The organism is Chitinophaga sp. OAE865 (genome assembly GCF_040546735.1).
Taxonomy (GTDB): domain Bacteria; phylum Bacteroidota; class Bacteroidia; order Chitinophagales; family Chitinophagaceae; genus Chitinophaga; species Chitinophaga polysaccharea_A.
Map to the genome: position 1 here is coordinate 1,956,617 of NZ_JBEPOF010000001.1, position 26,824 is coordinate 1,983,440.

Annotated in this window: 21 protein-coding genes and 1 pseudogene; all 22 read left to right on the plus strand. The window is 44.8% G+C overall.

Translation table 11 applies throughout. The features are described 5' to 3' along the window. Window positions 1–449 precede the first annotated feature (449 nt). The 22 genes and pseudogenes from ABIE50_RS08190 (at window position 450) to ABIE50_RS08295 (ending at window position 26,819) form a co-directional block, all read left to right on the plus strand. Window positions 450–3,593, plus strand: coding sequence for a SusC/RagA family TonB-linked outer membrane protein (locus ABIE50_RS08190; protein ID WP_209864772.1), 3,144 nt, complete (start codon window positions 450–452; stop codon window positions 3,591–3,593). Between the two features lie 11 nt (window positions 3,594–3,604). Then, complete coding sequence (locus ABIE50_RS08195; protein WP_209864770.1) at window positions 3,605–5,068, plus strand: RagB/SusD family nutrient uptake outer membrane protein; 1,464 nt, start codon at window positions 3,605–3,607, stop codon at window positions 5,066–5,068. Window positions 5,069–5,264: 196 nt separating this feature from the next. Continuing rightward, window positions 5,265–5,672: a c-type cytochrome gene (locus ABIE50_RS08200; protein WP_142683616.1), complete on the plus strand. Its 408-nt coding sequence runs from the start codon at window positions 5,265–5,267 to the stop codon at window positions 5,670–5,672. A 376-nt stretch (window positions 5,673–6,048) separates the two neighbouring features. Further along, window positions 6,049–7,293: a DEAD/DEAH box helicase gene (locus ABIE50_RS08205; protein ID WP_209864767.1), complete on the plus strand. Its 1,245-nt coding sequence runs from the start codon at window positions 6,049–6,051 to the stop codon at window positions 7,291–7,293. Next, entirely contained in the window at window positions 7,293–7,436 is a 144-nt protein-coding gene (locus tag ABIE50_RS08210) for a hypothetical protein (RefSeq protein ID WP_209864764.1), read from the plus strand. Before ABIE50_RS08205 ends, ABIE50_RS08210 begins: the two co-directional genes overlap by 1 nt. A 195-nt stretch (window positions 7,437–7,631) precedes the next feature. Then, entirely contained in the window at window positions 7,632–8,525 is an 894-nt protein-coding gene (locus tag ABIE50_RS08215) for a DUF1266 domain-containing protein (RefSeq protein WP_209864762.1), read from the plus strand. Between the two features lie 506 nt (window positions 8,526–9,031). Next, a complete protein-coding gene (locus ABIE50_RS08220) occupies window positions 9,032–9,784 on the plus strand; it encodes a glycine-rich domain-containing protein (protein WP_209864759.1) in 753 nt (250 codons plus the stop codon). Between the two features lie 15 nt (window positions 9,785–9,799). Further along, window positions 9,800–10,162: a hypothetical protein gene (locus ABIE50_RS08225; RefSeq protein ID WP_209864756.1), complete on the plus strand. Its 363-nt coding sequence runs from the start codon at window positions 9,800–9,802 to the stop codon at window positions 10,160–10,162. An 889-nt stretch (window positions 10,163–11,051) separates the two neighbouring features. Beyond that, window positions 11,052–11,897, plus strand: a complete 846-nt coding sequence (locus ABIE50_RS08230) for a sensor histidine kinase (protein WP_209864753.1) — start codon at window positions 11,052–11,054, stop codon at window positions 11,895–11,897. Window positions 11,898–11,903: 6 nt separating this feature from the next. Continuing rightward, window positions 11,904–12,656: a LytR/AlgR family response regulator transcription factor gene (locus tag ABIE50_RS08235; RefSeq protein ID WP_209864750.1), complete on the plus strand. Its 753-nt coding sequence runs from the start codon at window positions 11,904–11,906 to the stop codon at window positions 12,654–12,656. 128 nt (window positions 12,657–12,784) lie between these two features. Next, on the plus strand, window positions 12,785–12,967 hold the full coding sequence (locus ABIE50_RS08240; RefSeq protein WP_209864748.1) for a hypothetical protein: 183 nt from the start codon (window positions 12,785–12,787) through the stop codon (window positions 12,965–12,967). Window positions 12,968–13,021: 54 nt separating this feature from the next. After that, the gene (locus tag ABIE50_RS08245) at window positions 13,022–13,396 is read left to right on the plus strand and encodes a response regulator (RefSeq protein WP_142683609.1); all 375 of its coding nucleotides are present in this window, start codon (window positions 13,022–13,024) and stop codon (window positions 13,394–13,396) included. An 84-nt stretch (window positions 13,397–13,480) separates the two neighbouring features. Further along, on the plus strand, window positions 13,481–16,579 hold the full coding sequence (locus ABIE50_RS08250) for a lantibiotic dehydratase (RefSeq protein WP_209864745.1): 3,099 nt from the start codon (window positions 13,481–13,483) through the stop codon (window positions 16,577–16,579). Window positions 16,580–16,676: 97 nt separating this feature from the next. Then, the gene (locus ABIE50_RS08255; RefSeq protein WP_209864741.1) at window positions 16,677–17,948 is read left to right on the plus strand and encodes a PQQ-dependent sugar dehydrogenase; all 1,272 of its coding nucleotides are present in this window, start codon (window positions 16,677–16,679) and stop codon (window positions 17,946–17,948) included. A gap of 9 nt (window positions 17,949–17,957) precedes the next feature. Then, a complete protein-coding gene (locus ABIE50_RS08260) occupies window positions 17,958–18,371 on the plus strand; it encodes a c-type cytochrome (protein ID WP_209864738.1) in 414 nt (137 codons plus the stop codon). A gap of 100 nt (window positions 18,372–18,471) precedes the next feature. Further along, a complete protein-coding gene (locus ABIE50_RS08265; RefSeq protein WP_209864735.1) occupies window positions 18,472–20,280 on the plus strand; it encodes an ABC transporter ATP-binding protein in 1,809 nt (602 codons plus the stop codon). A 93-nt stretch (window positions 20,281–20,373) separates the two neighbouring features. After that, window positions 20,374–21,654 (plus strand): HAD-IB family phosphatase, encoded by a 1,281-nt coding sequence (locus tag ABIE50_RS08270; protein WP_354027924.1) that lies wholly within the window; start codon window positions 20,374–20,376, stop codon window positions 21,652–21,654. A gap of 181 nt (window positions 21,655–21,835) precedes the next feature. Next, window positions 21,836–24,260: pseudogene (locus ABIE50_RS08275) on the plus strand (TonB-dependent siderophore receptor). Between the two features lie 160 nt (window positions 24,261–24,420). Continuing rightward, the gene (locus tag ABIE50_RS08280; RefSeq protein WP_354027925.1) at window positions 24,421–24,801 is read left to right on the plus strand and encodes an iron chaperone; all 381 of its coding nucleotides are present in this window, start codon (window positions 24,421–24,423) and stop codon (window positions 24,799–24,801) included. Next, window positions 24,770–24,988, plus strand: a complete 219-nt coding sequence (locus ABIE50_RS08285; protein WP_354028282.1) for a DNA-directed RNA polymerase subunit alpha C-terminal domain-containing protein — start codon at window positions 24,770–24,772, stop codon at window positions 24,986–24,988. Before ABIE50_RS08280 ends, ABIE50_RS08285 begins: the two co-directional genes overlap by 32 nt. 359 nt (window positions 24,989–25,347) lie before the next feature. Next, a complete protein-coding gene (locus ABIE50_RS08290) occupies window positions 25,348–26,130 on the plus strand; it encodes a sensor histidine kinase (RefSeq protein ID WP_209864729.1) in 783 nt (260 codons plus the stop codon). After that, entirely contained in the window at window positions 26,127–26,819 is a 693-nt protein-coding gene (locus ABIE50_RS08295; RefSeq protein ID WP_209864726.1) for a LytR/AlgR family response regulator transcription factor, read from the plus strand. The genes ABIE50_RS08290 and ABIE50_RS08295 overlap by 4 nt, the downstream gene beginning before the upstream one ends. Window positions 26,820–26,824: the final 5 nt, after the last annotated feature.

Consider the following 26,824-nt stretch of genomic DNA (forward strand, 5'->3'; position numbering starts at 1 on the left):
AACAGCCGCCGTTCCGGAAGCTGTGCCCGGCAGGTACCGGTGATGCCTATACGTTAACAGGATAGGATGAGTAGAAAAAATCCCTTTGTGAATTAAATATATAAGATGCTGATAGCTAGTATCAGCGGATGCTTAACGTACTTCTGAAAGAATGAACCGGCAGTAATTTTTTTTACTGCAATGAAAATTGGAATTTCTTTTTTATTTTTAAGCTACCAGTAATACTGGCAACCTTATAATGTAATTGTAGCGGCAACCAAAAATCTGAATCTAAACCTTTAAATATTGTAACTAAACCTAAAATTCAATACTGTAGAGCATTGTAGCTAATTTAGTAACCTGGTCTTTTTATGCATCCCAATCCGGTTTCATGAGCCGGAACAGGGTGTTTATTGCCAAAATCTGAATACTACCATTGTAATTTTTATCAACAATTAAATCTAACTGACATGAGGAAACTTCTACTCGTGCTGGCAGGTATGCTATTGGTCGCTACCTCGCTGCTGGCACAGCATTCCCGTACCGTGAAGGGAAAGATAACAGACGATACAGGGAATGGATTGCCCGGTGTTTCTGTAAGCTTGCCCGGAGGAAAAACAGGCACCGTCACCGATTCAAAGGGAGAGTTTTCCCTTTCTGTACCAGAGAATGCGCAATCACTCAAAGTATCTTTTGTAGGATACGAAACAAAAACATTAGCTATTAACGGTAACACAGTAGGCAGTGTAATCCTGATGCCCGATTCAAAAGCTATTTCAGAAGTAGTGGTGGTTGGTTATGGTACGCAGCGAAAGAAAGATGTAACCGGCAGTATTGCTTCTGTTAAAGGAACCGCTATCGCTGAATTGCCGGTACAGAGCTTTGAAGCCGGGCTGGGCGGACGTGCCGCCGGCGTACAGATCACAGTGCCCAACGGGATTGTGAATAACCCGCCGGTATTCCGTATCCGGGGTTCCAACTCTATTTCCATGAGCGCATATCCGTTAATTGTTATTGACGGGGTACCTGCATTTTCAGGAGATGTAGGCGCCGGTATTTCCAACTCTCCCCTGAACCCATTATCAAGTATTAACCCGGCTGATATTGCTTCTATCGATATTGCAAAAGATGCTGCAGCTACCGCCATTTACGGTAGCCGTGCTGCCAATGGTGTAGTGTTTGTAACCACAAAAAAGGGAAAGCCAGGCCGTCCGAAAGTAACCTACGACGGATGGGTTGGTACCACCAGGCCTACCCGTCTGCCGAAAGTGCTGAACACGGAACAGTTTCTTGAAATGAAAAATGAAGCACTGGCAAATGCCGGTAATACCGATCGCTATGTAGCCAATCTGGATGCCAATGGCAAAGTGATCGATACAAAATGGATGGATGTGATATACCGCGATAAAACCATATCGCATAATCATAACGTGAATGTTTCCGGCGGCTCGGAGAATACCAGTTATTATTTTTCAGCCGGATACACCAAGCAACAGGGTATCCTGAAGAAGAATGACTTTGCCCGTAAAAGCCTGTTGTTCAGTATAGACCAGCAACTGGGAAAAGCATTTTCGATTGGAGCGCGGATGTCTTATTCCAATGAACAAAGCCTGATCTCCGGATCATCCGGCTCGCTGGAGGGAGAAGCCTTTAACTCTGGAGGGCTTGCTCGTCTTGCTTTTCTTACTTCTCCACTGGTATCCCCATATAACAACGACGGAAGCTATAATATCAGCGGCTCGGGTATGAGCGGCGGAAAAAATACACTGCCCATCGGTATCTATAACCCACAGGTACTGCTGGATATGGATCATTCCAATACAGAAGCCAGTCATATCCAGGGTAATGTTTACCTGCAGTTAAAGCCGGCCGACTGGATCACGTTAAAAACCCAGTATGGTGCGGACTATATCCTGATGAATAATGATATCTATCTTAATTACCTCTCGGGCGATGGTGTTTCTTCTACCGGCGATGTTAACAGTATTTATACGCAGAACAAACGTTGGGTATGGACAAATACCGCACAGCTGGACCGTTCCTTTGGAAAGCACAACCTTAGCCTGCTGGCTGGTTTCGAACAACAGCGTGATGCCCGCGAACGCTATGGCCTGCGGCGTCAGAAGCAGATGGATAATTATTTCAATAACAGTGAAGGTGGCTGGCTCACGGACCTGTCGCGCTATTTGCTGCGTAAGGAGAACTACCTGTTATCTGCCTTCGCCCGTTTAAATTATAATTATAACGAGAAATATTATTTAAGCGCCAATGTGCGACAGGACCAGTATTCTGCCTTTGGTCCTAATTTTAAGAAAGGTACCTTCTATGGTTTTTCTGCAGGATGGGAAATTACGAAAGAAGCATTCTGGACAAACGCCGGTCTTAATAATGTGTTCAGCAGTTTCAAGATCAGGGCTAGTCATGGTAAGGTGGGTAACTTCGCGGGCCTTGGCGACTATGATGCATTATCATTGTACAAGCCTTCTCCTTACGGCGGCAGTCCTTCTATTTATTTTAACCAGGCGGGCAATCCTGATTTGAATTGGGAAACCAGTAAGAAAACAGATATAGGGTTTACCTATGGTATATTAAACAACAGGATCAGTGGTGAATTTTCATACTACTATAATGATATCAATGGGTTAATCCTGTTTGTACCGCAGATGCCGTCTGCCGGTATCCCTATTACCAGTATCACTGCTACTATTGCCACTATTCCTACCAACGTGGGCAGTATGTATAATAAAGGAGTTGAGTTCAGTGTAAATGCAGTAGCTATCGATAAGCGCGATTTTTCCTGGAACATAGGTTTCAATATTGCGCACAATAAGAATGAGATAACATCGCTCGCCGGCGATATCACTGCTATTCCTTTCGTTACCAGCAGCCTGGAACAAACCAGTATCAATAAAGTAGGGTATCCTGCCAGTATGTTGTATGTAGTGCGTACCGATGGTGTAGATCCTGCCACCGGCAGAAGGATCTTTATTAATGCAAATGGCGATAAGGTCTATTTTAATAATGCCGATGCGGTTAAGTATAAATATGAAGATGGTAAAACAGCGCCTACTGTTGGTGTGAAAGATGCTGTTGCCTATAGGAACACAAATCCGAAAGTATTGGGTGGACTGGAAAATACTTTCCGCTATAAAGCTTTTGAACTGAATGTACTGCTTACCTATCAGACCGGTTTTTATGTTTACTATGGCAGTAATGCAGGGTTAAGGGATCAGCGTTACTGGAACAACAGCACAGATGTGTTGAACAGGTGGAGGCAACCGGGGGATCAGACAGATATGCCGCGCGTAGTATATGGCGATAACATTTCCAACGGTTCTTCCTTTGCCATTGCTGCGAATGTTTTTAAAGGCGATTTTGTAAAATTAAGTACGGCAGCACTTACCTATAATATTCCTGATAATGTTGCAAAATCCATACGGTTACAGGGCGCCAAAGTGTATGTAAGGGGCCAGAACCTGGCATTGATCACAAAGTACCCGGGACCCGATCCGGAAGTTTCCTCCAATGGTAATAATGCTTCCGGCCAGGGTGTGGACCGTAATACACTTGGCAATGGCCGAACATTTACAGTGGGGCTTAATGTTAACTTTTAAACTGAAGGAAGATGAAAAAATATGCTTTAAATATATTGGTTGTTGCAGTGATAGGTTTGAACGCCTGCCAGAAAGATTTGCTGGACCCAGTGCCATCTACAGATATCCCCGATTTCAGGGCTTTTGAAACTAAGGAGCGGATTGCCAGCCAGGCGAATGGGCTGTATTCTGTAATGAAGCATGGTAAGTTCCTGGGCGGGAAATACCTGATCGCCAATGAAGTGAGAGGAGAGGACTTTGTAAATGAAAAATCCAACAACGTAACATTGAATGCCAGCTGGAGAATGGTGCCAACCGGCGAAACGCAGGAAGTAAAGGAGATATGGTCGCAGGGATATATCACTATTAACAACGTAAATGTTTTCCTGGCAGGCATGAATGCAGTTGGTAACCAGGTAGTGGGCGACTCTGTAGCAAAGCTGTATGCCGGCGATGCGAAGTTTGTACGTGGCGTAAGCTATTTTTCATTGCTGCAACTATTTGCACGTCCTCACTGGGACGGGGCAGGCAGCAAACCCGGTTTAATCATTCATACAGAAGGCCATGCTAAAATCGGAAATTATGCACGTGCCCGCAGCACTGTGAATGAAACCTATGCACAGATTATCCGCGACCTGGATTCAGCGGAGGCATTATTGCCAAAACCCGCTGCCGGGGCATTAACTTCTATTACACGTGCCAATGCCTATAGCGCCATCGCTTATAAAACCCGGGTATACCTGTTTATGGAGCAGTATGATAAGGTGATAGCAGAGGCGGCAAAGCTGGTATCCGGCAGCGCACCGTTTGTTTCACCGGGAGGGCACGCATTGGAAGCAGATATTCAAAAAGTATTTGCACCGCCGTATTCTACAAAGGAATCAATATTCTCACTGCCATTTACCGGTTCTACAGATGATTTCCCGGGTACGCAAACCCAGCTGGGATATTATTTTACACCTGCTTCCAAACCGTTTACAGGTAATGGGGAATATTCAATGCATCCCAATGGCGTGATCGCTGATTCTTCCTGGAAGCCGGCCACAGATGCACGCAGGAAGTTCATTGTTCAATCGCTCGGGAAGAACTACTGGACGAAGTTCCCTACTCCCAGTCCCTTTACAGATTATATTCCTGTGATCAGGTATGCAGAAGTGTTATTGAACCTGGCAGAGGCCAGGGTGCGGCAAACCAATTCAGTTGATCCGACTGCAGTGGCGTTATTATCCGCAGTAAGACACCGCTCCGATGCCACGATCACTTATACCATTGCCGATTTTGCCAATGCTGCTGCATTGCTGACAGCCATTACCCGGGAAAAACATATTGAATTGCTGGGAGAAGGCTTCCGGAGCATGGAAGTTACCCGGCTGGGTATCCCGTTCCCTGCCAAAAGCAGTACAGTGCCTGTTATTGCACCAACTGCAGCGCAATACATATGGCCTATATCTTCCGATGAGCTGATCTATAACAAGCTTTGCGTTGACAATAACTAAGTCCTCTTAATAGCAAAAAAAGCCCCCGTATCCATTTGGGTGCGGGGTTCTTTTTTTCAGTTGTGCAGCGGTCTGTTTGGACCCGGCACCGGTTGCACAGAAGAAAAAGCCGGTAGATACCCCTACTACCTATTGTTCTTTTTTGTAGATTCCTTTCTGAAGGAAGCATTTATAGACTTATTTAAACCCATTGTCAATGAAAATCAGGAAAAGCTATGTAGTGGTGGCGGCATTTATGGCTGTCGGTACCCTATGTTCACACGCATTGCCTCAGGAGCCGGAAAAGGCCACTAATCTGAAGGTATTACCGAAAGACATCAGTCACGACGACCTCATTAAGGTAATGCGGGGCTTTAATGCCGCCCTGGGTGTGAAATGTAATTTCTGTCATGAGCCTCGAAAGGACGATGCAAAGAAGCTGGATTTTGCCAGCGACGCCAATCCGCATAAGGGCACTGCCAGGGATATGATGAAGATGACCAAACGTATCAACAAGAAGTTCTTTAAGGGCAGTGAAGTAATGGCGGTTTCCTGCTATACCTGCCACCACGGGAATGAAGAACCAAAAACCAAACCCGATGCCGCACCGGAAACGGCAAAGTAAATTTTTAGAGAAGGCATATCATGTATGATATGCCCTCTCTCTATCAGGAGCCTCATGGACCGGCCGCTGTTTAAACAAAGCCCCGGTGTCTTCATTTATTTTTTGATACACCTTTTTTGTTTAATCCCCGGATAACGGCAATTTCAGGCGTTTTTGCACCCGGGCAGACCTGGTTCATATGTCTTTTTTTTAATTTATCCACATCCTGACGAGAAAAATCAGTATCTTTGCTCCCGTCTGTTGAGTTAAAAGCATAAAGCACAGAAATATCTATTCTCTCCAGTCCGGAAATCTTTTCTTTACTGCTCTCCTCAATTGTGATAACGCTAAAGACGAAGAAGCGTTATTTTATATTTATTACATCAGATATATCAATATGTTATTTGAGCAACTAGGGCTTATTGAGCCCATTTTAAAAGCAGTTAAAAACGAAGGGTACACCACACCTACTCCAATACAATTGCAATCTATTCCTATTGTATTGGAAGGGAAAGACCTTCTCGGCTGCGCACAAACGGGTACCGGTAAAACGGCCGCGTTTGCTATCCCCATCTTGCAGTTATTACATAACAGTACCCCGGCAAAACAGGGCTTTAAACATATCCGTACACTGATCCTCACACCTACCAGGGAGCTGGCGGTGCAGATCGATGAAAGTTTTGCCGCTTATGGCAAACACACTGGTCTGAAACATGATGTGATCTATGGTGGTGTTCCCCAGCACAGGCAAACCATTGCCCTGCGTAACGGAACCGATATCCTCATTGCTACGCCAGGCCGTTTGCTCGACCTGATGAACCAGGGGTATATATACCTCAGTCACCTGGAAATATTTGTATTGGATGAAGCCGACCGTATGTTGGATATGGGCTTTATCAACGATATCAAGAAGGTGATCAGGGAACTGCCACAGCAACGCCAAACGCTTTTCTTTTCGGCTACTATGCCGCCAAGCATTGCGCAACTGGCTAACTCCTTGCTTTATAAACCGGAGAAAGTTACCATTACACCGGTATCTTCCACCGCAGAAAGGATCGAACAATCTGTTTATTTTGTAAAGAAGAAAGATAAACAGTCCCTGCTGGAAACGATTCTGAGAGACCGCCGTATTGAGCGTACCATCGTGTTTACGCAAACCAAGCATGGCGCCGACAGGATCGCTAAAAACCTGAAGAAATGCAATATCAATGCGGATGCCCTGCATGGTGATAAATCGCAGGCTTCCCGTCAGAATACCCTGAACAATTTTAAGAGCGGCCGCCTGCGTGTATTGGTAGCTACGGATATTGCCGCCAGAGGAATTGATGTGGATTCACTGGAGCATGTAATCAATTACGATCTGCCAAACGTGTCTGAAACTTACGTACATCGTATAGGCAGAACCGGTAGGGCAGGTGCAGCAGGTTATGCGCTTTCTTTCTGTGATACCACTGAAAGGCCATATCTCCACAGCATCAACAAACTTATCCGGCAAACGATTCCATCTGTGTCACATCCGTTTGAAGAGGCGGCCCTGATGGAAGCCAACAGTGCCAACCCCGATATGCCAAAGGCCCCGCCAAGAAGGCCCAGACCGCATAACCGCAGAGGCAAAGTTGATAAGCGCGACAAAACGTTTTAATGTTAGAAGATAGTTATAGTGACAGGGATGTTGTATCACAGCATCCCTTTTATTTTGTATATACCCGCCGGCCTGCAGCCAGTGAACAGCAAGATGCAGGTGCGCGCCAGCCGGGAACTGAAGGCACTACCGGTAACGGGTAAACGTGTATTTCACTTTATTCCGGGGGCCATATACGGCCTTCTCTCAAGCGGTTATTGAGCTTACTTTTTCCTAAATAAGAGATACGTATCAGAACATTATCTATATTTGCTGTACCTAAAGAAAAATCTTTACCCCGGTTTTATCCGTAAATACCAGGAATAAGCTCATTTTAACCGAACCCTTAACCAATCCTGATGGATCAGCAGCACTATATGGAGCAGCAACTGCGTAACATGGGCCTTAGTGAAGAAGCTATTGCCATGTACAAGCAGCAACTGGCACACCCGGCTAGCCGGTCTGATTGGCCAGCCCTTTATAAGGATAGTGTGAAACAATTCAACCAGTTATTTTCAGGCGATGATGCAGATGTAACCGATGGAGATGAACATCCGCCGGTCATATATCTGAATCAGCACAGCAGGCTGGATGCCGCACAGCAATGGGCCGTTGCCTGCGGGGCGGATGTTGCCTTTGTAAACCGCCAGTACCTGAACGATCTTGGCACCGGCGCCGGTAAGGAACAATGCCGTGAGCAGTTGTTGGAATGGTGGGACATAAGGGATACCGCTACATTGCAGGAAAAGCTGGGCTGGTTAATGGAAAGCGGCCACCGGATAGAATATGATATTATCTGGCAGGCCATCAATGCGGTATCTATGAAAGAAAGTAAGGCCTTTCTGAGAGAACACATTGCTACCAATGAGCTTGAAGAGGCTGTAGTGATGGAACGTCTGCGTAATACCCGCGATGCGCTTGACCTTTTCAGAAAGCGAAAACTGATCAGTGAAAACCTGCAGCCGGATATGCTTATCTGGGACTTTGCCCGCATTATAAACCTCAGCCGCCTTGGGTATGATGCCGGTTATACCAGTTATGAGCAGTCAAATGAGTATATCCTGGCCTGTGTTCCGCTGATTAAACGTACCTATACTTCCTGGAAACAGCTTTCCGTTTCCTACCAGTTTGCCCGTTGTGTATGGAACGGTGTGGAAATGGGCAGCTTTGATATCCTGCGTAATAATATGGAATACCTGTTAACTGCGCCCGAAAGCCCCTGGGTGCAATTGTCGTTCAACCCTGGCCGTTAGTGCTGCATAATCCTTCTGCTCAGTGTTTTTCGGGTATACCGGGATATGCTTAGGCAAGCTGTAGGAGTCCAGGTTTTTCAGCCGGCGATGAAATCACGTTGACGGTTAAACGTAGAGTTGTTCATAATAAAGATGTAATTGCATAGGAGGTTATAATTATCCCTTTTCTGGGTGCTCTTTTGTTGCCCAACCTATATTCCCAGTGTAGGTCTTAAGCTGCATCCCCTGCTTTAAGTTTATAGCAAAACCCGTATTCTGTTATATAGACCATCGTTGATGGTTAATGAAGTGGATAAACTTCTGGTTTACATCACGGCTCAATTCTGTTTTTGAAATCTCTTCCCGGCTTATCTTTTTTAAGAATTGATAAGCGGTATAATTTGCCGGCAGTTCTGTCCTGCTTATAATAATACGATTATAATACGGAAACAGGTCGGCGTAAGATACGTGCAAGACTTTTGTATTCTTAGATAATTTCATCTTAGTGGTAACAAAAAGATGAAATTATGATGATGAAAAACAACCAGTTCATAGCTTTATCACCAGGTAAATTGCTATGGGAAAAGATCAATAACTTCCCTTTGGATGAACCAGGCATAAAGCTGCCGTTTTCAAAGAAGCTGGCCGGGGAACAAGGCTGGAGTGAGACTTTCACAAGGCAGGCGATACAGGAGTATAAGCGGTTTATTTATCTTTGCTGTATTTCTCCAACGGGTGCTTCTCCCTCCGGGATTGTAGATAAGGTCTGGCATCAGCATTTGCTTTACACGCAGAATTACTGGGAAGTATTTTGTGAGAAAACATTGGGCAGAAAGATCCACCACTTCCCTTCCGGTGGAGGGATGGCAGAGAAACGGAAGCATGCCGCCTGGCAGGAGGATACGCTGCAGCTGTACCGGCAGTGTTTTGGAGAAGATCCCCCGGAGGCTATCTGGTTAAATAAATCCCCCCTTATTTTTTCTTCCCTGTTCATGCGCTTTAACCTGTTTCCCCGGCGCTGGTTAATCCTTCCCCTCTTCTTTTCTTTCTTTTTCTTTACCGGTTGTACAGGTAACAATGGTTCTTTCTTCGGTTTTATGGCAGTGCTAATGCTGTTTGCATTTCTCCTTACGGGAAGTAATAAAGACAAAAAGACGAAAGCGGACGGCGATGTTGATACCAGTGGAAGTGGCTGTAGCGGTGGCAGCAGTTGTGGTAGCAGTTGTGGAAGCAGTTGCGGCAGCGGGTGCGGAGGTGGGTGTGGAGGCTGTGGGTCCTGATCTAAAAAATGAGCTATGAAAAATAATATGTTTCCCCGGGTACTATTCGTTTATATTCTCGCTGCCGGCATTTTTTCTTTACCCTTCCTATATGTTTACCATGTTACATTGCAGTGGAATCCTTTTGCCATTAATGGGAAGGAATTCCTGGTTTTCTATGGCACCGGCATTATCACTGGGTACTTCACATTATTATTATCCCGGAAATTCGCCGTTTTTTCCCTTTTTTTAAGAAGATGGATGATTGTATTATTTGTGGCCGGCTTAGCCAGGTTATGCCAGGGACTTTATTATCATAAGCCGGTTGGTTACCTGCTGTTATTAGTGATGAGTTTGCTGCTGCTCTGGCAGCAGGTGTTATATATTAAAAAGAGATAGACAAATTGCCTATCTCTTTAGAGCTGTAAGGGGGAAATTCATAGTGTTTCCATAGAATAGAATAGTATTAGCAGGTAGATGTTCTTACCCTCGGCTGTAGTCTTTTTGGAGTTCACAAGGGACAAAATTCGCTAGGTTTTCTGACCAGATTGGTGTAATATTATTAATAAATCGAATGTCAGTTTTTAAAGTGACAATGGTAACAACAATGGATGAAAGATATCTTTTATGCAGCGGACTGCACTTTCATCATTGTTTTTGTAGAATTTGTAACGGCAAAGAGCTTAGCCAACGAATATATTCAGGCTTACATCTCAAAAGTCAGCATTTAATAACTGGTAATTAAACTTATTAGATGAATTGACTAATAAACGCGACAAAAATGCGGTTGTGTCCAACATTGTGTACTTTGAGAGATTCCGGAAGGCATTCATAATGTGTAAGTTATAGAAAGGAAGTACTATTTGTATAATAGTAATAATTTATATGATAAAATAAAATTCAGATTCGTAAAGTATTTTTATTTTACTTGCTTCCTGCTTACTGTAAATTATTTATATTCAGGGATACGATGCTAGCTTTTTTCAGACGTAAGACCAACGGAGAGCCGCCTGATATCAGCCGGAAGCTCATGGAATGGTTTTCTTTTTTCCTATCTGATAAGTATTATGGAACTAGAGTAAGGATATGGGCCCATGTGCTTATGTGGGGATGCATGGCATTATTATATGCTTTTCTGCTAAGCTCAAGTTTCGGGGTATCAATAAGCGCCAGCCTGGTGTTTGTGGTCCGCAATATTCTGGGCGCAATGTTTTTCTTTTACATTGTTTTTTACTTTATTATACCCAAAGTTTTACTTAAGGGCTATTTCTTTCTGACGATATTATTTTTGCTGATACCTTTTTTGTTCTGGTCTATCATCAATTATCTTTGTTCATTGTATGCGGTTGTTTTTCTGGATATTACGGATAGCGCGCTGAAAAGTTTCCTGGTAAGAGTAGTAAATGCGGGATGGGTTGATACTTTTTCACCTAATCACCTCTTTAAAATCTTTCTTCCTGTATTGATGACTGTAGCGCCACCTATGTCACTCAAGCTGATCCTGGATATTATCCGTGCGTCTACCCGGACGTTGAGGCTGGAACGGGATAACCTGAACCTGGAAGTAGATTTTCTCCGTTCCCAGCTCAATCCGCATTTCCTGTTCAATACGTTGAATAATATTTATTCACTATCTATCAGGAACGATTCGCTGGCATCAGACTTGATTATGCACCTGTCGGAAATGATGCGCTATACACTCTACGATTCCAACACGGAAATGGTGCCGCTGCACCTGGAAGCAGAGTTCTTAAAAAACTACATAGAGCTGGAAAGTGTGCGCTATGGAAAAAACGCCAGTATACGCTTCGATTGCGATACAGAAAAAATGGATGGTTACCAGATAGCGCCATTATTAATGTTCCCTTTTGTAGAAAATGCCTTTAAATATTCACATAGCACCACAACAGATAAATGCTGGATCCATGCATCAATGGACGTATCAGATAACAAACTGAAATTTGAAATTTCAAACAGCAAAGGAGAGCTGCCGGAAGGCAAAAAGATAGCTGGAGGGATCGGATTGAGCAACACCCGTAAAAGGCTTATTCTGTTATATCCTGATCAACACATTTTATTTATTGAAAATAATCCCGAATATTACAAAGTTGTCTTGACACTAACGCTGAATTAGAAAAATATGGATCAAGTAATTACCTGCCTTGTAGTGGACGATGAGCCGTTTGCGAGGGATCTGATGGAAAATTACATTGGAAGGGTGCCTTATCTGCAACCTGTAGCTTTTTGCGAAAACGCCTTTGATGCAATCAATGAACTGCAACGGCAGCCTGTAGACCTGCTGTTCTCCGACATCCAGATGCCCAATATTAATGGTATTGAAATGATCCGTTCTTTGAGCAACCCACCTGTTGTAATTTTTACTACCGCCTCAAAGGATCATGCCATTGCGGGATTTGAACTGGATGCGGTAGATTACCTGGTGAAACCCATATCTTTTGACCGCTTCCTTAAAGCGGTAAATAAAGCACGGGCCCACATCAGCCAGCGATGGCAGCCAACAGCTGCTGAAACAGCCAAACCCAAAGCCCAGGTTACCAATCACCTGTTTGTAAAAGACAATAACAAGCTGACAAAGATCCTTTTCGACGATATTTATTACGTGGAAGGGATGAAAGACTATATAAAGATCGTGTGCAGGGAAAAAAATATTATCACCTACATGCGGATGAAGGCCATAGAAGACATTTTGCCGCCCGACCAGTTTATGCGCATCCATAAATCATATATTGTACGGCTCCAGGCCATTAAATCCATCATGGGGAATACAGTGGAAGTGGTTAACGGTCAATCTGTGATCATCTCCAAAGCTTCCCGGCAGGACCTTAAGCGCCTGCTTGGCATTGCTAACTATAACGATGAGGAGGATGAATAGCAATAGACTCAACCCGGTCGGTTTGTCGAAGAAATGTGCAATTATGTCTAATAAAATATGATATTTGGGATCATTGGGCGAGCTTCGGTTGTGGATTTATAGATCAGGTCACTTTAAATGCATATTTTATGTTGGAAAACAAATTGTCTGTGAATCGCCGCCCTATGTTAATTTTAGAAAAGGAAATTATTTCAAAAGCTGATATAAATACAATAGAAAACATAAGGGCTTCCAAGAATGAAGGAGCAGTAACAATACCATCCAGTATTCCGACTACTCCTACTACTTTAACAGGAGGTTTTGTACGCTAGATCTTAAAACAAATTTGATTATTATTCCTAATTGATTAACCCCTTTGGTCAGAAATGCAATACAGATGTGCCATAGTAGATGACGAGCCTCTGGCATTAGATATACTGGAAAGCTATATCCAAAGAACCTCCTATCTGAAACTTGTAAAAAAAGCATCAGAGCTGGATACTGTGGAAAGCCTGATCGCTGAAAGAAAAGTGGATGTTGTTTTTTTGGATGTTAACCTGAGAGGCAATACAAGGGAAATTATAGCGCAGTTTCTGAAAAAGGACTGTGTTTTTATTCTTGTTACTGCCTATTCCAGTCGTGAGGTACAACATCTTTGCCGGGAAGAAAGACAGGGTTACCTGGGTAAACCCGCCAGTTACAAAAAATTTGTAGATGAAATGGAAAGAGTGATTCCGGGTGTCAAAATAGCAGTTACCTGAGATCCTGAAAACATTTTATCTTTATTCAGGCATACGAAGCAGGGAAGCCTGGCTTTCCCACTAAAGTAAGTATGCCCGTCATGTATGTCCCGTCTGCGTATCTGCGATTTCTTTTTATTGAGAATGCCATTATTGTCATATGAAGAAGTGTTGCAACTTCACCGTAACACTTCCAATGACCAGGACGCTTTTGTAGCTGCCCTCCGGAAAATATATTCCCGCCCGTTACTACAGGAAGCTGTTTTCCTTGCCAGCCCGGAACTGTATACTGAAATGATGAAGTGGCTGCCGGCAGCAGATAATTCCCTGAAACTACCGCTCGCCCTGTATCGCTATCTGCTGAGGATGAGCACCCGCTGTACTCCCTACGGTTTATTCGCCGGATGCAGTACGGGGTATATTCATACAGGTCCTACACAGCTGCCGGCCCCGGCCATACAGCAGCATCAGCCGGTGGCCAGGCTGGATATGGCGTATTTATCCGAACTGATGGGGGCACTGACCCGGCTGCCTGAAATTGGCAACCAACTGCACTATTTCCCCAACAATAGTTTATACCGCTCCGGCGGCGGCTACCGGTATTTTGAGTACCAGCTACGCGATAAAAGACGGCATTATTTTCTCAGTGCCTTTTCACAGAATGATTATACGGAAGCGCTGCTGGCAGCCGCCCGCAAAGGAACAGACCTGCCAGGGCTGATTGCTGTATTAACGGGCATGGATATCCCGGATGCGGAAGCCCGGGCTTTTATTGAAACCCTCATCCACAACCAGATACTGGTAGCCGACTTATCACCACAAATTACCGGTGGCGACAACCTGGGTAAACTGATCGGAAGCCTGCAGGCCCTGAGTCCTGTTCCGGCTTGTGTGCCTGCATTACAACGGGTACAGCAGCTTTTACAGCAACCTGCAGAGGGCATAAGTAGCTACCTGGAAGCGATTGATATCCTCGCTTCACATTTTCCGGCCCTGGGCGCCAAAGATCCTATACAGGTGGATCTTTTTTTTAAGCCCGATTCCGTCCGCCTGGCTGAAACCGTTATCAATACCCTGATGCAACGGTTGGAATGGTTGCGTGTATTCGGCAATCCGGGTGCCGGTGGCGACCTGCAGCAGTTCAAAGAAAGATTTCTCCGGCAGTATGATCAGCGGGAAATCCCCCTGATGATGGCGCTGGATAGCGAATCAGGAATCGGATATGGTGTAGCAACCGGGGAATATGCCAGCTATACCCCCCTTATAGACGATCTTGTTATGCCTGCGGGGAAAAAGGACAGCATGGTTAACTGGAACGCCCAAACGAAGTTTGTATTAAAGCATTTCCTTGCGTCCCGGGCCTCGCAGGCAGCCGTAATTTCGCTAACGGATGCAGACCTGGACGAACTGGCGGCGGGTACAGACCAACCGGAATTACCCCCTTTCCTTTGCCTTATGGGCTCACTGATAGCTGCTACTGCGGCCGATATGGATAATGGCAACTTCAGTTTTTTACTCAAAGCCTGTCATGGCCCCAATGCCCTGGCCCTGATGGGCCGGTTTGCCGCTGGTAACCCAGGGCTGGAAAACCTGTTACGCGATCTTACTAGAAAGGAGCAGTTGTTGGAGAAAGACAGGCTGCTGGCAGAAATTGTGCATCTGCCGGAAGGCCGTATAGGAAATGTTCTGCTACGGCCTTCCCTGTACGATTATGAAATACCGTTCCTGGGAAAGAGCAGTCTGCCTGAGGATTTCCAATTGCCGGTAAGCGATCTGCTGGTAAGTGTGCGAAACAACCGGGTGATATTGCGTTCGCAGCGATGGCAGAAAGAAGTAGTACCCCGGCTCACCAGCGCTCATAATTTTACCCGTGGGCTATCCGTCTATAAATTTTTGTGCGATCTGCAACAGCAGGACGCCTTTTCTGTGCAGTGGAACTGGGGAATATTACAGGAGGAGCCTTTTCTTCCCAGGGTGGTATACCATGAAGTAATCCTGGAAAGAGCCAGGTGGTACCTGACCCGCGAAGCCTTTGAATCACTGCTGGCATCTCATCCGGCTGATGATGCATTACTGCTTTTAAAAGAGCAACGCCAATTGCCCCGGCATGTACAGCTGGCAGAAGGGGATAACGACCTGCTGATAGATTTCACCAGCGCTTTTGGCCGCATGTTGCTGACCGATAAACTGAAGAAAGGAAACGTAATATTATATGAATGCCTGTTTAATGAAACCACCCGCCTGTCTGTAAATGAACAGGGTGCTTTCTGCAATGAAATTATTATACCGCTATGTAATACCGTCTGGCAGCCGCCTGCCGGTTTAACGGCAGTGCCGTCCGCAACAGGCCTGCAGCGTAGCTTTGCCCCTGGCAGCGAATGGATGTATATCAAAATATATTGTGGCCCTAAATGGATGGATAAGCTGCTGCTGAAAGTATTGCAACCCCTGACCAGGGAATTGCAGCTGGCTGGGATAACGGACCGTTGGTTCTTTACCAGGTACCAGGATCCGGATCATCATATACGGCTCCGCTTTCATCTTCCACAATATCATCAGCACAGCAGCATGGTGATGCAGCGGGTAGAAGAAATATTACATCCTTATCTTAACAACGACATTGTCCGGAAAATACAACTGGATACCTATGTACGCGAACTGGAGCGTTATGGCCCGGCTTTAATGGAACATAGCGAAGCTTTCTTTTTTCACGACAGTGAAGCGGTGCTGCAGCTGTTGCAAACCATTGGCGGTGCCGAAAACAAGGAGCGCTGGCTGCTGGCATTAAAAGGAGCTGATGAGTTATTGAACAGTTTTGGCTATACACCAATGATGAAAATGAAACTGCTGCAGCAGCTGCAGCAACAGTTCTTTTCAGAACATCATGGGAATGCCGCATTGCTATTGCAGCTAAACAATAAATACCGTACACACAAGAGACTGATCAATGCAGTGCTGCTGGATAACGCACACGATTATACGTTGCCCGATGGGGCGCGCAAAGCATTCATAAAGCGTGCGATGGCATGGAAGGATATTATTCAGGACCTGCAAACTATACAGCAGAATGCAATAACGGAATTACCACCTCATTACCTGCACATGTTCCTGAACCGGATGTTTACAGCCAATGTACGTTTACATGAGCTGGTAATTTATCATTACCTGATGAAATATTATGTATCCCTGGTTGCCAGGAGCTAATGCCATTCATCCATAAATTACGGATTCCATAAAAACCTTATTATTTTTACAGGGTAAGTTTAAATATCCCCTCATCAATCATTGTAAATAGAAAATCATGAAAACACGAATAGTTCTCCTGGGATGTTTGTCCGTGATGACCCTGTTATCTGTTCAGGGCCTGGCCAATAACGGTGACAGCAGTGCCATTCGCCGTCCAGCAGCAGATCCCGGCAATGCAGGGCTGAAGCTGCCTGCCGGCTTTAAGGCCACCGCAATAGCGGAAAACCTGGGCGCCGCCCGCCATATAGCGGTAACACCGCTGGGGGATGTCTATGTAAAAATACAGACTTCAAAACCGGGAAAAGCCATTGCGGTTATACATGGAAAGGACATAAAAACCTTTGGCACCTACCGGGGGACCGGCATGGTGATTAAAGACAAATACCTGTATGCCTCCTCCGATGAGGAAGTATACCGCTACGCCCTGAATGATAAATTTGAAGTGATCAATCCCGATCAGCCGGAGAAGATCGTAACGGGGTTGATTAACCGCCACCAGCACGAATCCAAATCTTTAACGCTGGATAACGAAGGCAATATTTATGTGAACATCGGGGCTTATTCCAATTCCTGCCAGGTACAGGATCGCGCAAAAGGGTCCAAAGGAATAGAAGGATGCCCTATCCGTGATTCCGCAGCAGGGATCTGGCAGTTCCGCGCAAATAAGCAAAACCAGACGTATGGCGATGGTACGCGTTATGCTACCGGTCTCCGTAACGTGGTGGGGCTTGACTGGAACACACAGGATAACCAGTTGTTTGTAATGCAGCATGGAAGAGATGGCCTGTTTGATATGTTTCCTGAATATTACAGCCTGCAACAAGGCAACGAATTGCCTGCGGAATGCATGTATGCCCTGAAGAAAGGAGACGATGCCGGCTGGCCTTATATTTATTACGATGGACAGCAGCATAAAAAAATACTGGCGCCTGAATATGGCGGCGATGGGAAGAAAACAGGTGGCGAAAACGCAATTGACCCGGTGGTGGCATTCCCTGCGCACATGGCGCCCAACGGTTTATTATTCTACACCGGCAGCCAGTTCCCTGCAAAATATAAGAACGGCGCCTTTATTGCCTTTCATGGTTCCTGGAACCGTCAGAAAGGACAAAAGGGTTATTTCGTAGCCTTTGTGCCATTTAAAGATGGTAAGCCATCCGGCGAATGGGAAATTTTTGCAGATGATTTTGCCGGCGTGCCGGATATCCAGTCGCCGGGCCAGGCAAAGCACCGCCCCTGCGGACTGGCACAGGGCCCCGATGGTTCCCTGTATGTAACAGACGATGTGAAAGGAACGGTTTACAAGATCACCTACAGTGGTAAATAATGATATGGTATGAAGAAGATCATTTTAACAGGTGTTGTACTTAGTACAACACTTTCTTTTTTATCTGCACAAACAAAAAAGCCCAATTCCGGCAGCGCTGCAGCCAGGGGAAAAAAAGTGTATGAACAGTATTGCCTTACCTGCCACCAGGTAGATGGCAGCGGTGTACCGCATTTAAATCCTCCGTTGATCAAAACCTCTTTTGTGCTTGGCGATAAACCAACATTGATACAGGTTATATTAAAGGGAATGCAGTCGTCTGTTCCGATAGATGATGAGTATTATTCCAATAATATGCCCCCGCATAATTTCCTGAAAGACCAGGAAATAGCGGATGTACTTACTTATGTAAGAAACAATTTCGGTAACAAGGCCAGTGCGGTTACGGCCGCTGAAGTAAAAGCGGCCAGGGCTAAAAATTAACTGAAAACTCTGTAGAAGAGGCCGGATCAAACGCTGATCCGGCCTCTTGCCGTTTAATGCGGACCTGTATTATGTGCCTCGTTTATCGTATTTTTAAAATATGAAGATCCTCTGGAACTATTTGAAGCCCCACAGGTGGCTTGTCATTTTATCTTTATTACTGGCGGGTATCAGCCAGATACTGGTGATGACAGATCCGTTGATCTTCGGCAAGATCATCGATGATTACGCAGGTAATGTAAAAACACTGCCGGAACAGACATTGGTAAAAGGCGTATTGTTCTGGCTGGGTGTTGCCATTGTGGTGGCCCTGATGGCGAGGCTGGCTAAATCCTTCCAGGAATATTTCCTGCGCCTGGCGGTACAGAAGTTCGGTATGCAGGTATTCAACGACGGGCTCAAACAAACCCTGCGGCTGTCGTTTGAGGAATATGAAGAACAACGCAGCGGCGAAACACTGGCTATATTACAAAAGGTAAGAACAGATACAGAAAGGTTCATCACTGCGTTTATTAATATTTTGTTTACCTCGCTGGTAGGCATGGGCTTCCTGATCTGGTACGCTATTACCAAACACTGGGCGCTGATTCCGGTATTTGTGATCGGTATTATTTTCCTGGGTGGGCTCACCGGTTTGCTCAGTAAGAAGATGAAAACGGTACAAAGGGCTATCAACCGCGAAACCCTGCAGCTTTCGGGCGCTATTACGGAATCTCTCCGGAATATAGAACTGGTAAAGAGCCTGGGGCTTACCTTTCCAGAAATAAGACGGTTGAAAACCTTTACCAAAGAGATTTTTGACCTGGAAATGGAAAAGACCCGGCAGGTAAGAACGTTGTCTTTTTTACAGGGCACCACGCTCAATGTGTTAAAACAAAGCATCCTGTTTATTTTGCTGTGGCTGATCTTCCGGAATATACTCACCACCGGTGAGCTGATCACCATGCAGTTTATTACCACGGCTATTTTTGTACCGTTGCAGGACCTGGGTAACATCATTATCCAGTACCGAGAAGCGGAGGCATCGTTGCAGCTGTTTCATAAACTCATGCAACGCCCGGTGGAAGAGCGCCCCGAGGAACCCGTGGAGATCGGCGACTTGCGGCAGATGCGCTTTGATGAGGTAGTGTTCCGTCATAAAACCGCTACTTCCAATGCTATTGATCATATTTCATTTTCCGTGAAAACCGGCGATACTATTGCGTTTGTTGGTCCGTCTGGCTCAGGGAAATCTACCCTGGTAAAATTACTGGTAGGACTGTATAAACCTGTGGAGGGAGAAATATATTTTAATGATGTGCCATCAGGTGATATCCGGTATAATGCGCTGAGAAGGCAAATCGGATTTGTAACGCAGGATACGCAACTGTTTGCGGGCACTATCAAAGAGAATCTCTTGTTTGTAAAGTCGGATGCTACGGATGAAGAAGTGATTGAAGCCCTGGAGAAGGCCTCCTGTACCGCCCTGCTGGCGCGTTCCGGCAAAGGGATCTATACCAGGCTGGGAGAGGGCGGTGTGAAGCTGTCAGGCGGGGAAAAGCAGCGGATCTCCATTGCCCGCGCGCTGATCCGGCACCCGCGCCTGCTGATCTTTGATGAGGCTACTTCCGCGCTGGATTCTATTACAGAGGAGGCGATTACCGATACTGTAAGAAGCATTTCCGCCCGCAGGGAGCAGATCACGGTGCTGATTGCGCACCGGTTGTCGACCATCATGCATGCCGACCGGATCATTGTACTGGAAAAAGGTAAGATCGCTGAAACAGGTACACATGAGGAGCTGGTAGAGCATAAGGGCCTCTATTACGCCATGTGGCGCCAGCAGATTGGGGAAAGAAGGACCGCGGAATTAGCCGTGGAAAAGGAAACGCCTGATGAAGAAGATGAGCCCGGCTGGGATGCTTTATAATGACGCCCGGGGCATACATAAATTCCCGGAATTACAAGATTGTCTGTTAAATCCTATTTAAACTTATATTTTTGTGCTCCAAATGATCGTTCCGTGGGCAAAAAATATTATATAATTGATTTTGACAGCACCTTCACACAGGTGGAAGCATTGGATGAACTGGCGCGCATATCCCTGCAGGACCATCCGGAAAGAGAACAGATTTATAAAAAGATTGAAGATCTGACCAACCTGGCCATGGAAGGGAAGCTTTCTTTCAGGGAAAGCCTGGCTGCCAGGGTACAATTACTGGAGGCCAACAAAGACCACCTGAAGTTATTGGTAAAACATCTGAAAAAACTGGTATCCACTTCTTTCTCCCGTAATAAAAATTTTTTCAAACATCATGCTGATGATGTGTTGATCGTTTCCGGCGGATTTAAAGAATTTATCACACCGGTGGTGTTACCTTTTCATATCAAAAAGGAGAATATTTACGCAAATACTTTTTTGTTTAATGAAGAAGGGAAAATAGTGGGCTATGATGCTGCCAATCCTCTTTCCAACGAAGGCGGTAAAGTGAAACTGCTGCATGAATTGCAGCTCCAGGGTGAAATTCATGGTATCGGCGACGGTTATTCCGATTTCCAGTTGAAGGAATCGGGAATGATCAAGAAATTTTATGCGTTTACAGAAAATATAGAACGCAAGTCGGTTACCGAGAAAGCAGATCATATTACGCCAAGTCTCGATGAATTCCTGTATGTGAATAACCTGCCCTCCGCAATTTCCTATCCCAGGAACCGTATTATTTGCCAGGTAGCAGGAGATGTACCGGAAGCTGCTGTAAAGTACCTGAAGAAAGATGGCTTTACGATTAAGCATGCAGGAACAGATGATAAGTTATTGTCGGCTGCGGGGATATTGTTGTTGGGAGAAGGAGAGAAGATCAGTGCAGAGCAGCTTAAAAAAGCGGTGAAACTAAAAGTGATAGGTTACGCGGGCAACAGCAAAAAGCATATACCGCAGGAGCTTTGCACGGAAATGGGGATTGTGATTTTTGACAATATCCGCAAACCTGAATCCGTGGCAAAAAGAATTGCCAGGTTTATCAACAACGGAGATTCGTTTAAGAGCAGTAACTTTCCCAATATCCAGCTGCCCGAAGTGAAGAATGCGCACCGCTTTATCCACATTCACCGCAACGTTCCGGGTGTAATGGCAAAAGTAAACCAGGTACTGGCAGATCATCGTATCAATATAATTTCACAGTTCCTTATGACCAACAAAGCGATCGGGTATGTGATCACTGATACCGCCAGTGAATATGACAAAGGGATTTTGAAAGAACTGAAGAAGATTAAAGACACCATCAGCTTCCGGGTATTGTATTAAGGGAGCTGGATAATTATATTAATAAAAGCCGCATCGTTACCGGACGATGCGGCTTTTCTCTTTTGCAGCGTTCCCTGTTTTTTCCGTATTGCGTAAACCATTTTCCCGAATCCGTAACCCTTGCACCTATACCATGAACTAATTTTGCGCCTGATTTTTCAAACTGATTTAACTAACCTATATGCGTATACTTATCAACCGGATCGCGGTACTCTTATGCTTTTCATGTGCTGTATGTTTTTCCAATAATGCGTTGGCTGTGGCTGAGCCATTGTCCGCTATCAGGGGACTGGTAGTTACATCAGACGGCGCGCCTGCAGCTTATGTAGCGGTGCAGATCAAAGAAAGGAACAGGGGAACTCTTACCAATGAAAAAGGTGAGTTTGTATTCAGGAAGCTGATGCCTGGCAAATATACTTTGCAGGTAATGCTGATCGGTTATAAAACAATGTCGAAGGAAATTATTGTGGAGGAAGATCAGATTGCGCAGATAAAACTACAACTGGAAGCATCGGATAAGCAACTGAAAGAAGTAATTGTAAGTGGTGCCAGGAACAGGTATAAGAATGACAGCCTTTCCGGATCATTGCGATTGAGAACGCCTATTCTTGAAGTGCCGCAGAATATACAGGTAATATCTGCCAATATAATTGCAGATCAGCAGGCATTTGACCTGGTAGATGGTATTACGCGCAATGTGAGCGGTGCTACGCGGGTAGGGCATTGGGACAACCAGTATGCCAACATCCGGATGCGAGGTTCCAAGATACCTGCTTTCCGTAACGGTATGAACATAGAAGCCAGTTGGGGGCCAACAGCAGAAGATGCTGCTATGATTGACCGCATTGAATTTGTGAAGGGCCCGGCAGGCTTTATGCTGGCAGGCGGAGAGCCCGGTGGTTTTTATAATGTGGTTACCAAAAAGCCGACGGGCATTACCAAAGGTGCGGTCAATATCAGCATGGGAAGTTTTAGTACCTATCGTGCTGCCGTGGATTTAGATGGCAAACTGAGTAAGGATGGGAGGCTGTTGTACCGGTTGAATGTAGCAGGCCAGCAAAAAGATTATTATACCAAGTATAACTACAACAATCGTTACCTGTTTGCACCGGTATTAAAATACCTGGTAGATGACCGCACGACTGTTACACTGGAGTATACCTACCAGGGAGCTACTTACCTGGCTAATGGTAACTATGTTTTTTCTAAGAATAAATTATTGGATGAAAAGATTTCCAATGATTTCTTTTATGGAGATCCTTCCTTTACTCCGGGCAAACTGAAAGATCATAGTGTATACCTGTACTTCGATCACAAGTTTAACGACAAATGGGAAGCACATGCACAGGTGGCATATTTTAATTTCAGTATGGTAGCTAATAGCGTATGGGCCGATAGTGTAGCGGTAAACGGAGATATGCGCAGAACATACAGCATTGCGGATGAAGCAGGACAGAACCGTTTTGCACAGGCTTCCATTTCAGGTGAGGAATATACCGGAACGGTGCGGCACAGGATATTGGCAGGTGTGGATATGGGAAACAAAAAATTCTGGGGTGATTTCAGGCAGCTAACTTCCGATCTGAAAATGGGCGGAGGAAAAATGTTCAACGTGTATAATCCAGAATACAGCATTCCTTTTGCATCGTTCCCGGTAACAGACCGTACGCAATCTTTGGCTATAAGAGCAGGTGCCGGTGGCTATGTTACTTCCGTGAATTACACATCCGCCTATGCGCAGGATGAGCTGGGCTTCTTTAATAACCGCTTGCGTTTATCGCTGGCAGGGCGTTTCACCTATGCGGAAACGGTGGGCAGAACCAAGGCGCTGGCTATTAAGGACAATGTATTTACACCACGGGTTGGCCTGAGCTATTCGATAGATAAATCCACTACTATTTACGGTTTGTTTGACCAGTCGTTTGTACCGGTGGCTGGTGCAGACTCAAACCAGCATGCATTTAAGCCTGTCAAAGGCGTAGATGTGGAAGCAGGGGTGAAGAAGGAATGGTTTGATGGTAAATGGGTGGCATCGGCTACCGTATACCGCATTGCCCGGCAGAACTCAGTGGTGAACCTGGATATAAAGGACAGTCGCGGCGCCAACGTACAGGAACACGCTGGGGAAAACACTTACCAAAGGTGTGGAAATAGATATTAACGGGGAAATATTGCCGGGGTTGAATGCTACTTTGAACTACGCTTACACCGATTCAAAAATCTCTAAGGAAGCGCCAACGGCCATCATCAAAACAGTAGGTAATATAACGCCGAATACAGCCACGCACATTACTAATGCCTGGCTGAACTATCGCATTGGTAAAGGATTTTTAAATGGCTTTGGCGTAACGGGAGGAATTCAGTGGATGGCAGACCGGTATGTGGGAAGTGCTACCAGGGTGTTCAGTATACCCAATTATTTCCGTACCGATGCGGGTCTGAGCTATGTGAAAGGAAAGTATAATGTTTCCCTGCTGGTGAATAACCTGCTGGATAACCAGCAGCTGCTTACAGCCGCTTCTATTCCTACTACTGCCAGCGGCTTTTACAATTATATCGTTGAAGCACGGCGTAACTTCAGGATGACGATAGGGTACCGCTTTTAGTATCTATCTTTCTAAAGTAAAAAGCAAAAGGTGTACTGGTAAAAACAGTACGCCTTTTTTTATCACTATTGTTGAAGTCGCAAATGGCCCTGTATAATGTCGCGTTAATACCTTCCCGGAATGCCCGGATTATGGTAATTTTAAGAAAGCATTCAGCGGTATGAAAACAGTAAGTACTATTGATCAGTATATTGCCGGTTTCCCTGAGGAAACGCAGGCATTGCTGCAGCAGATAAGGGCTGCTATCAGGGCCGTTGCGCCCGATGCGGGAGAAAAGATAAGTTATGGCATTCCTACTTTTACATTGAACGGCAACCTGGTGCATTTCGGGGGGTATAAACAGCATATAGGATTTTACCCGACATCCTCCGGTATTAAAGCATTTGAAAAGGAGCTTTCCGTTTATAAGGGATCCAAAGGTGCTGTGCAGTTTCCGCTGGACAAACCGCTGCCCATTGCGCTGATAAAGAAAATAGTAAAGTTCAGAGTGGAGGAGAGCAAGGCGAAAAATACCCGCCAGGCACAATGCCGCTCCCGGTGACCTTTTTGCATCTCTTTCCGCGCCTGCACGCCGTGCGCTGGAAAGCAAAGGGATCAGGACGGTGCAGCAGCTTTCCAGGTTCAGCGAGGCGGAAGTACTGGCGCTTCATGGCATGGGTAAAAGCTCTATGCCTAAATTGCAGCGCGCGCTGGAGGAGAAGGGGTTATCGTTTAAAGAGGGGAAGTAATTACCGGGGAAACTGCTGAATTTTATTCATACTTCTACAAATACCCCTCCTTCTTCTCATATTTTTTGAGAAAAAAGGGACATACCTTTGTTTTGGGTACTATTCCCAGAATGATTATGAAGATAAAACGTTACACCATTGCCATACATGCCCTGGTTTGGATACTATTGCTGGTGATTCCTTACATTTCCACTGATCAGCTTTTTGACGCGTTGGATCCTACGTCCGACAAAAAATATCTTCTGCGCTGTTTTGCTTTAAGTACCGTACTGATAGTAATTTTCTATTTCAATTACTTCTTTCTCATTCCTAAATACCTGCTCACCCAAAGATACTGGCTTTATTTTTCATTCCTGTTATTGGCAGTAGTAACCGTTTTTTTACTTTCCGCAGTAATGTTTTTTTATCCTGATTTTAACTCAGGAGCATCGCCCGAAGTAAGCCGGGTAGTTGAAAAGATTTTTCCCGTTATAGTAGTGAATGCTCTTTTGTTATGGCTTTTATCTATTGTGTCGTCTATTTTATGGACAGTCTATAACAGGTTGAAGCAAACAGAAAGCGAAAAGCTTTCGGCACAAATAACTTCACTTAAATCACAGATCAATCCTCATTTTCTGTTTAATACCTTGAACAACATTTATGCTACCGCCATTGATTCCTCTCCCAAAACGGCGGATATGGTTGATAAGCTTTCAGAAATGATGCGATACACTATGAAAGATACTCAACAGGACTTTGTTTTACTGGAAGATGAAATAAATTACATCAGTAATTTTATTGAATTACAAAAGATGCGTTTAGACAGAAGCGTAAAGCTGGAATACCATATCCAGGAAAATATTCCCGCTTTGCGGATTGCTCCTATGATGCTTATTCCATTTATTGAAAATGCTTTCAAACATGGAGTGAACTCCGAACAGAAAAGCCGTATTAAAATTGAAATAATAATGGACAGAAGTGAGTTTCAGCTAAGTGTACTGAATAATAAAGTAGATGTGCAGCGCGATATTTCCGAAAGGAGCGGATTGGGAATTGAGAATACAAAGCATCGGCTGAATCTGATTTATCCTTCTAAACATTTGCTGGTTATTAATGATACTGAAAAGGAGTTCTTTGTATCTTTATATATCAACTTACAATGATAAACGCTATTGCCATAGATGATGAACCTTTAGCACTTACAGTGATTAAATCGCTATGCCATAAAAGTGGGATCATCCATCTGCAAAAAACATTTACACAACCAACCGAAGCGATAGCGCATTTACGCAAATTTTCAGTCGACCTGATATTTTGTGATATCCAGATGCCTGCTATGACTGGTATTAATTTGGTAAAGTTGCTGCAGAAGAACACAATGGTGATTTTTACCACTGCTTTTAGCGAATACGCCGTTGTTAGTTACGAATTGAATGCTATCGATTATTTACTCAAGCCTATCAATCAAAAACGCTTTAATCAGGCCGTTACGAAAGCGCAGGAATACCTGGACTATCTGAATAAAAAAGACAGCAGCTCAGAAAAAAGTATATTTATCCGTGCGGATTTCAGTTTGGTTAAAATTCCTCTGGCTGATATTCAATACATCGAAGGATTGGCTGATTATCTCAAAATTTATATCAGGGATCGTAAAACTGTTGTAGCAAGGATGTCTATGAAAGATATGACGGAAAAGCTGGGCTTTACTGATTTTATTCGCGTACATCGCAGTTTCATACTTCCATTTAGTAAAATAGAGGCGGTGAGAGGAACTACTATTTATATTGGCGATAAGGAGTTTCCTATTGGGCGGACTTACGCCGAAGAGTTCTTTAACCGCTATTCTTCTTAAACAGA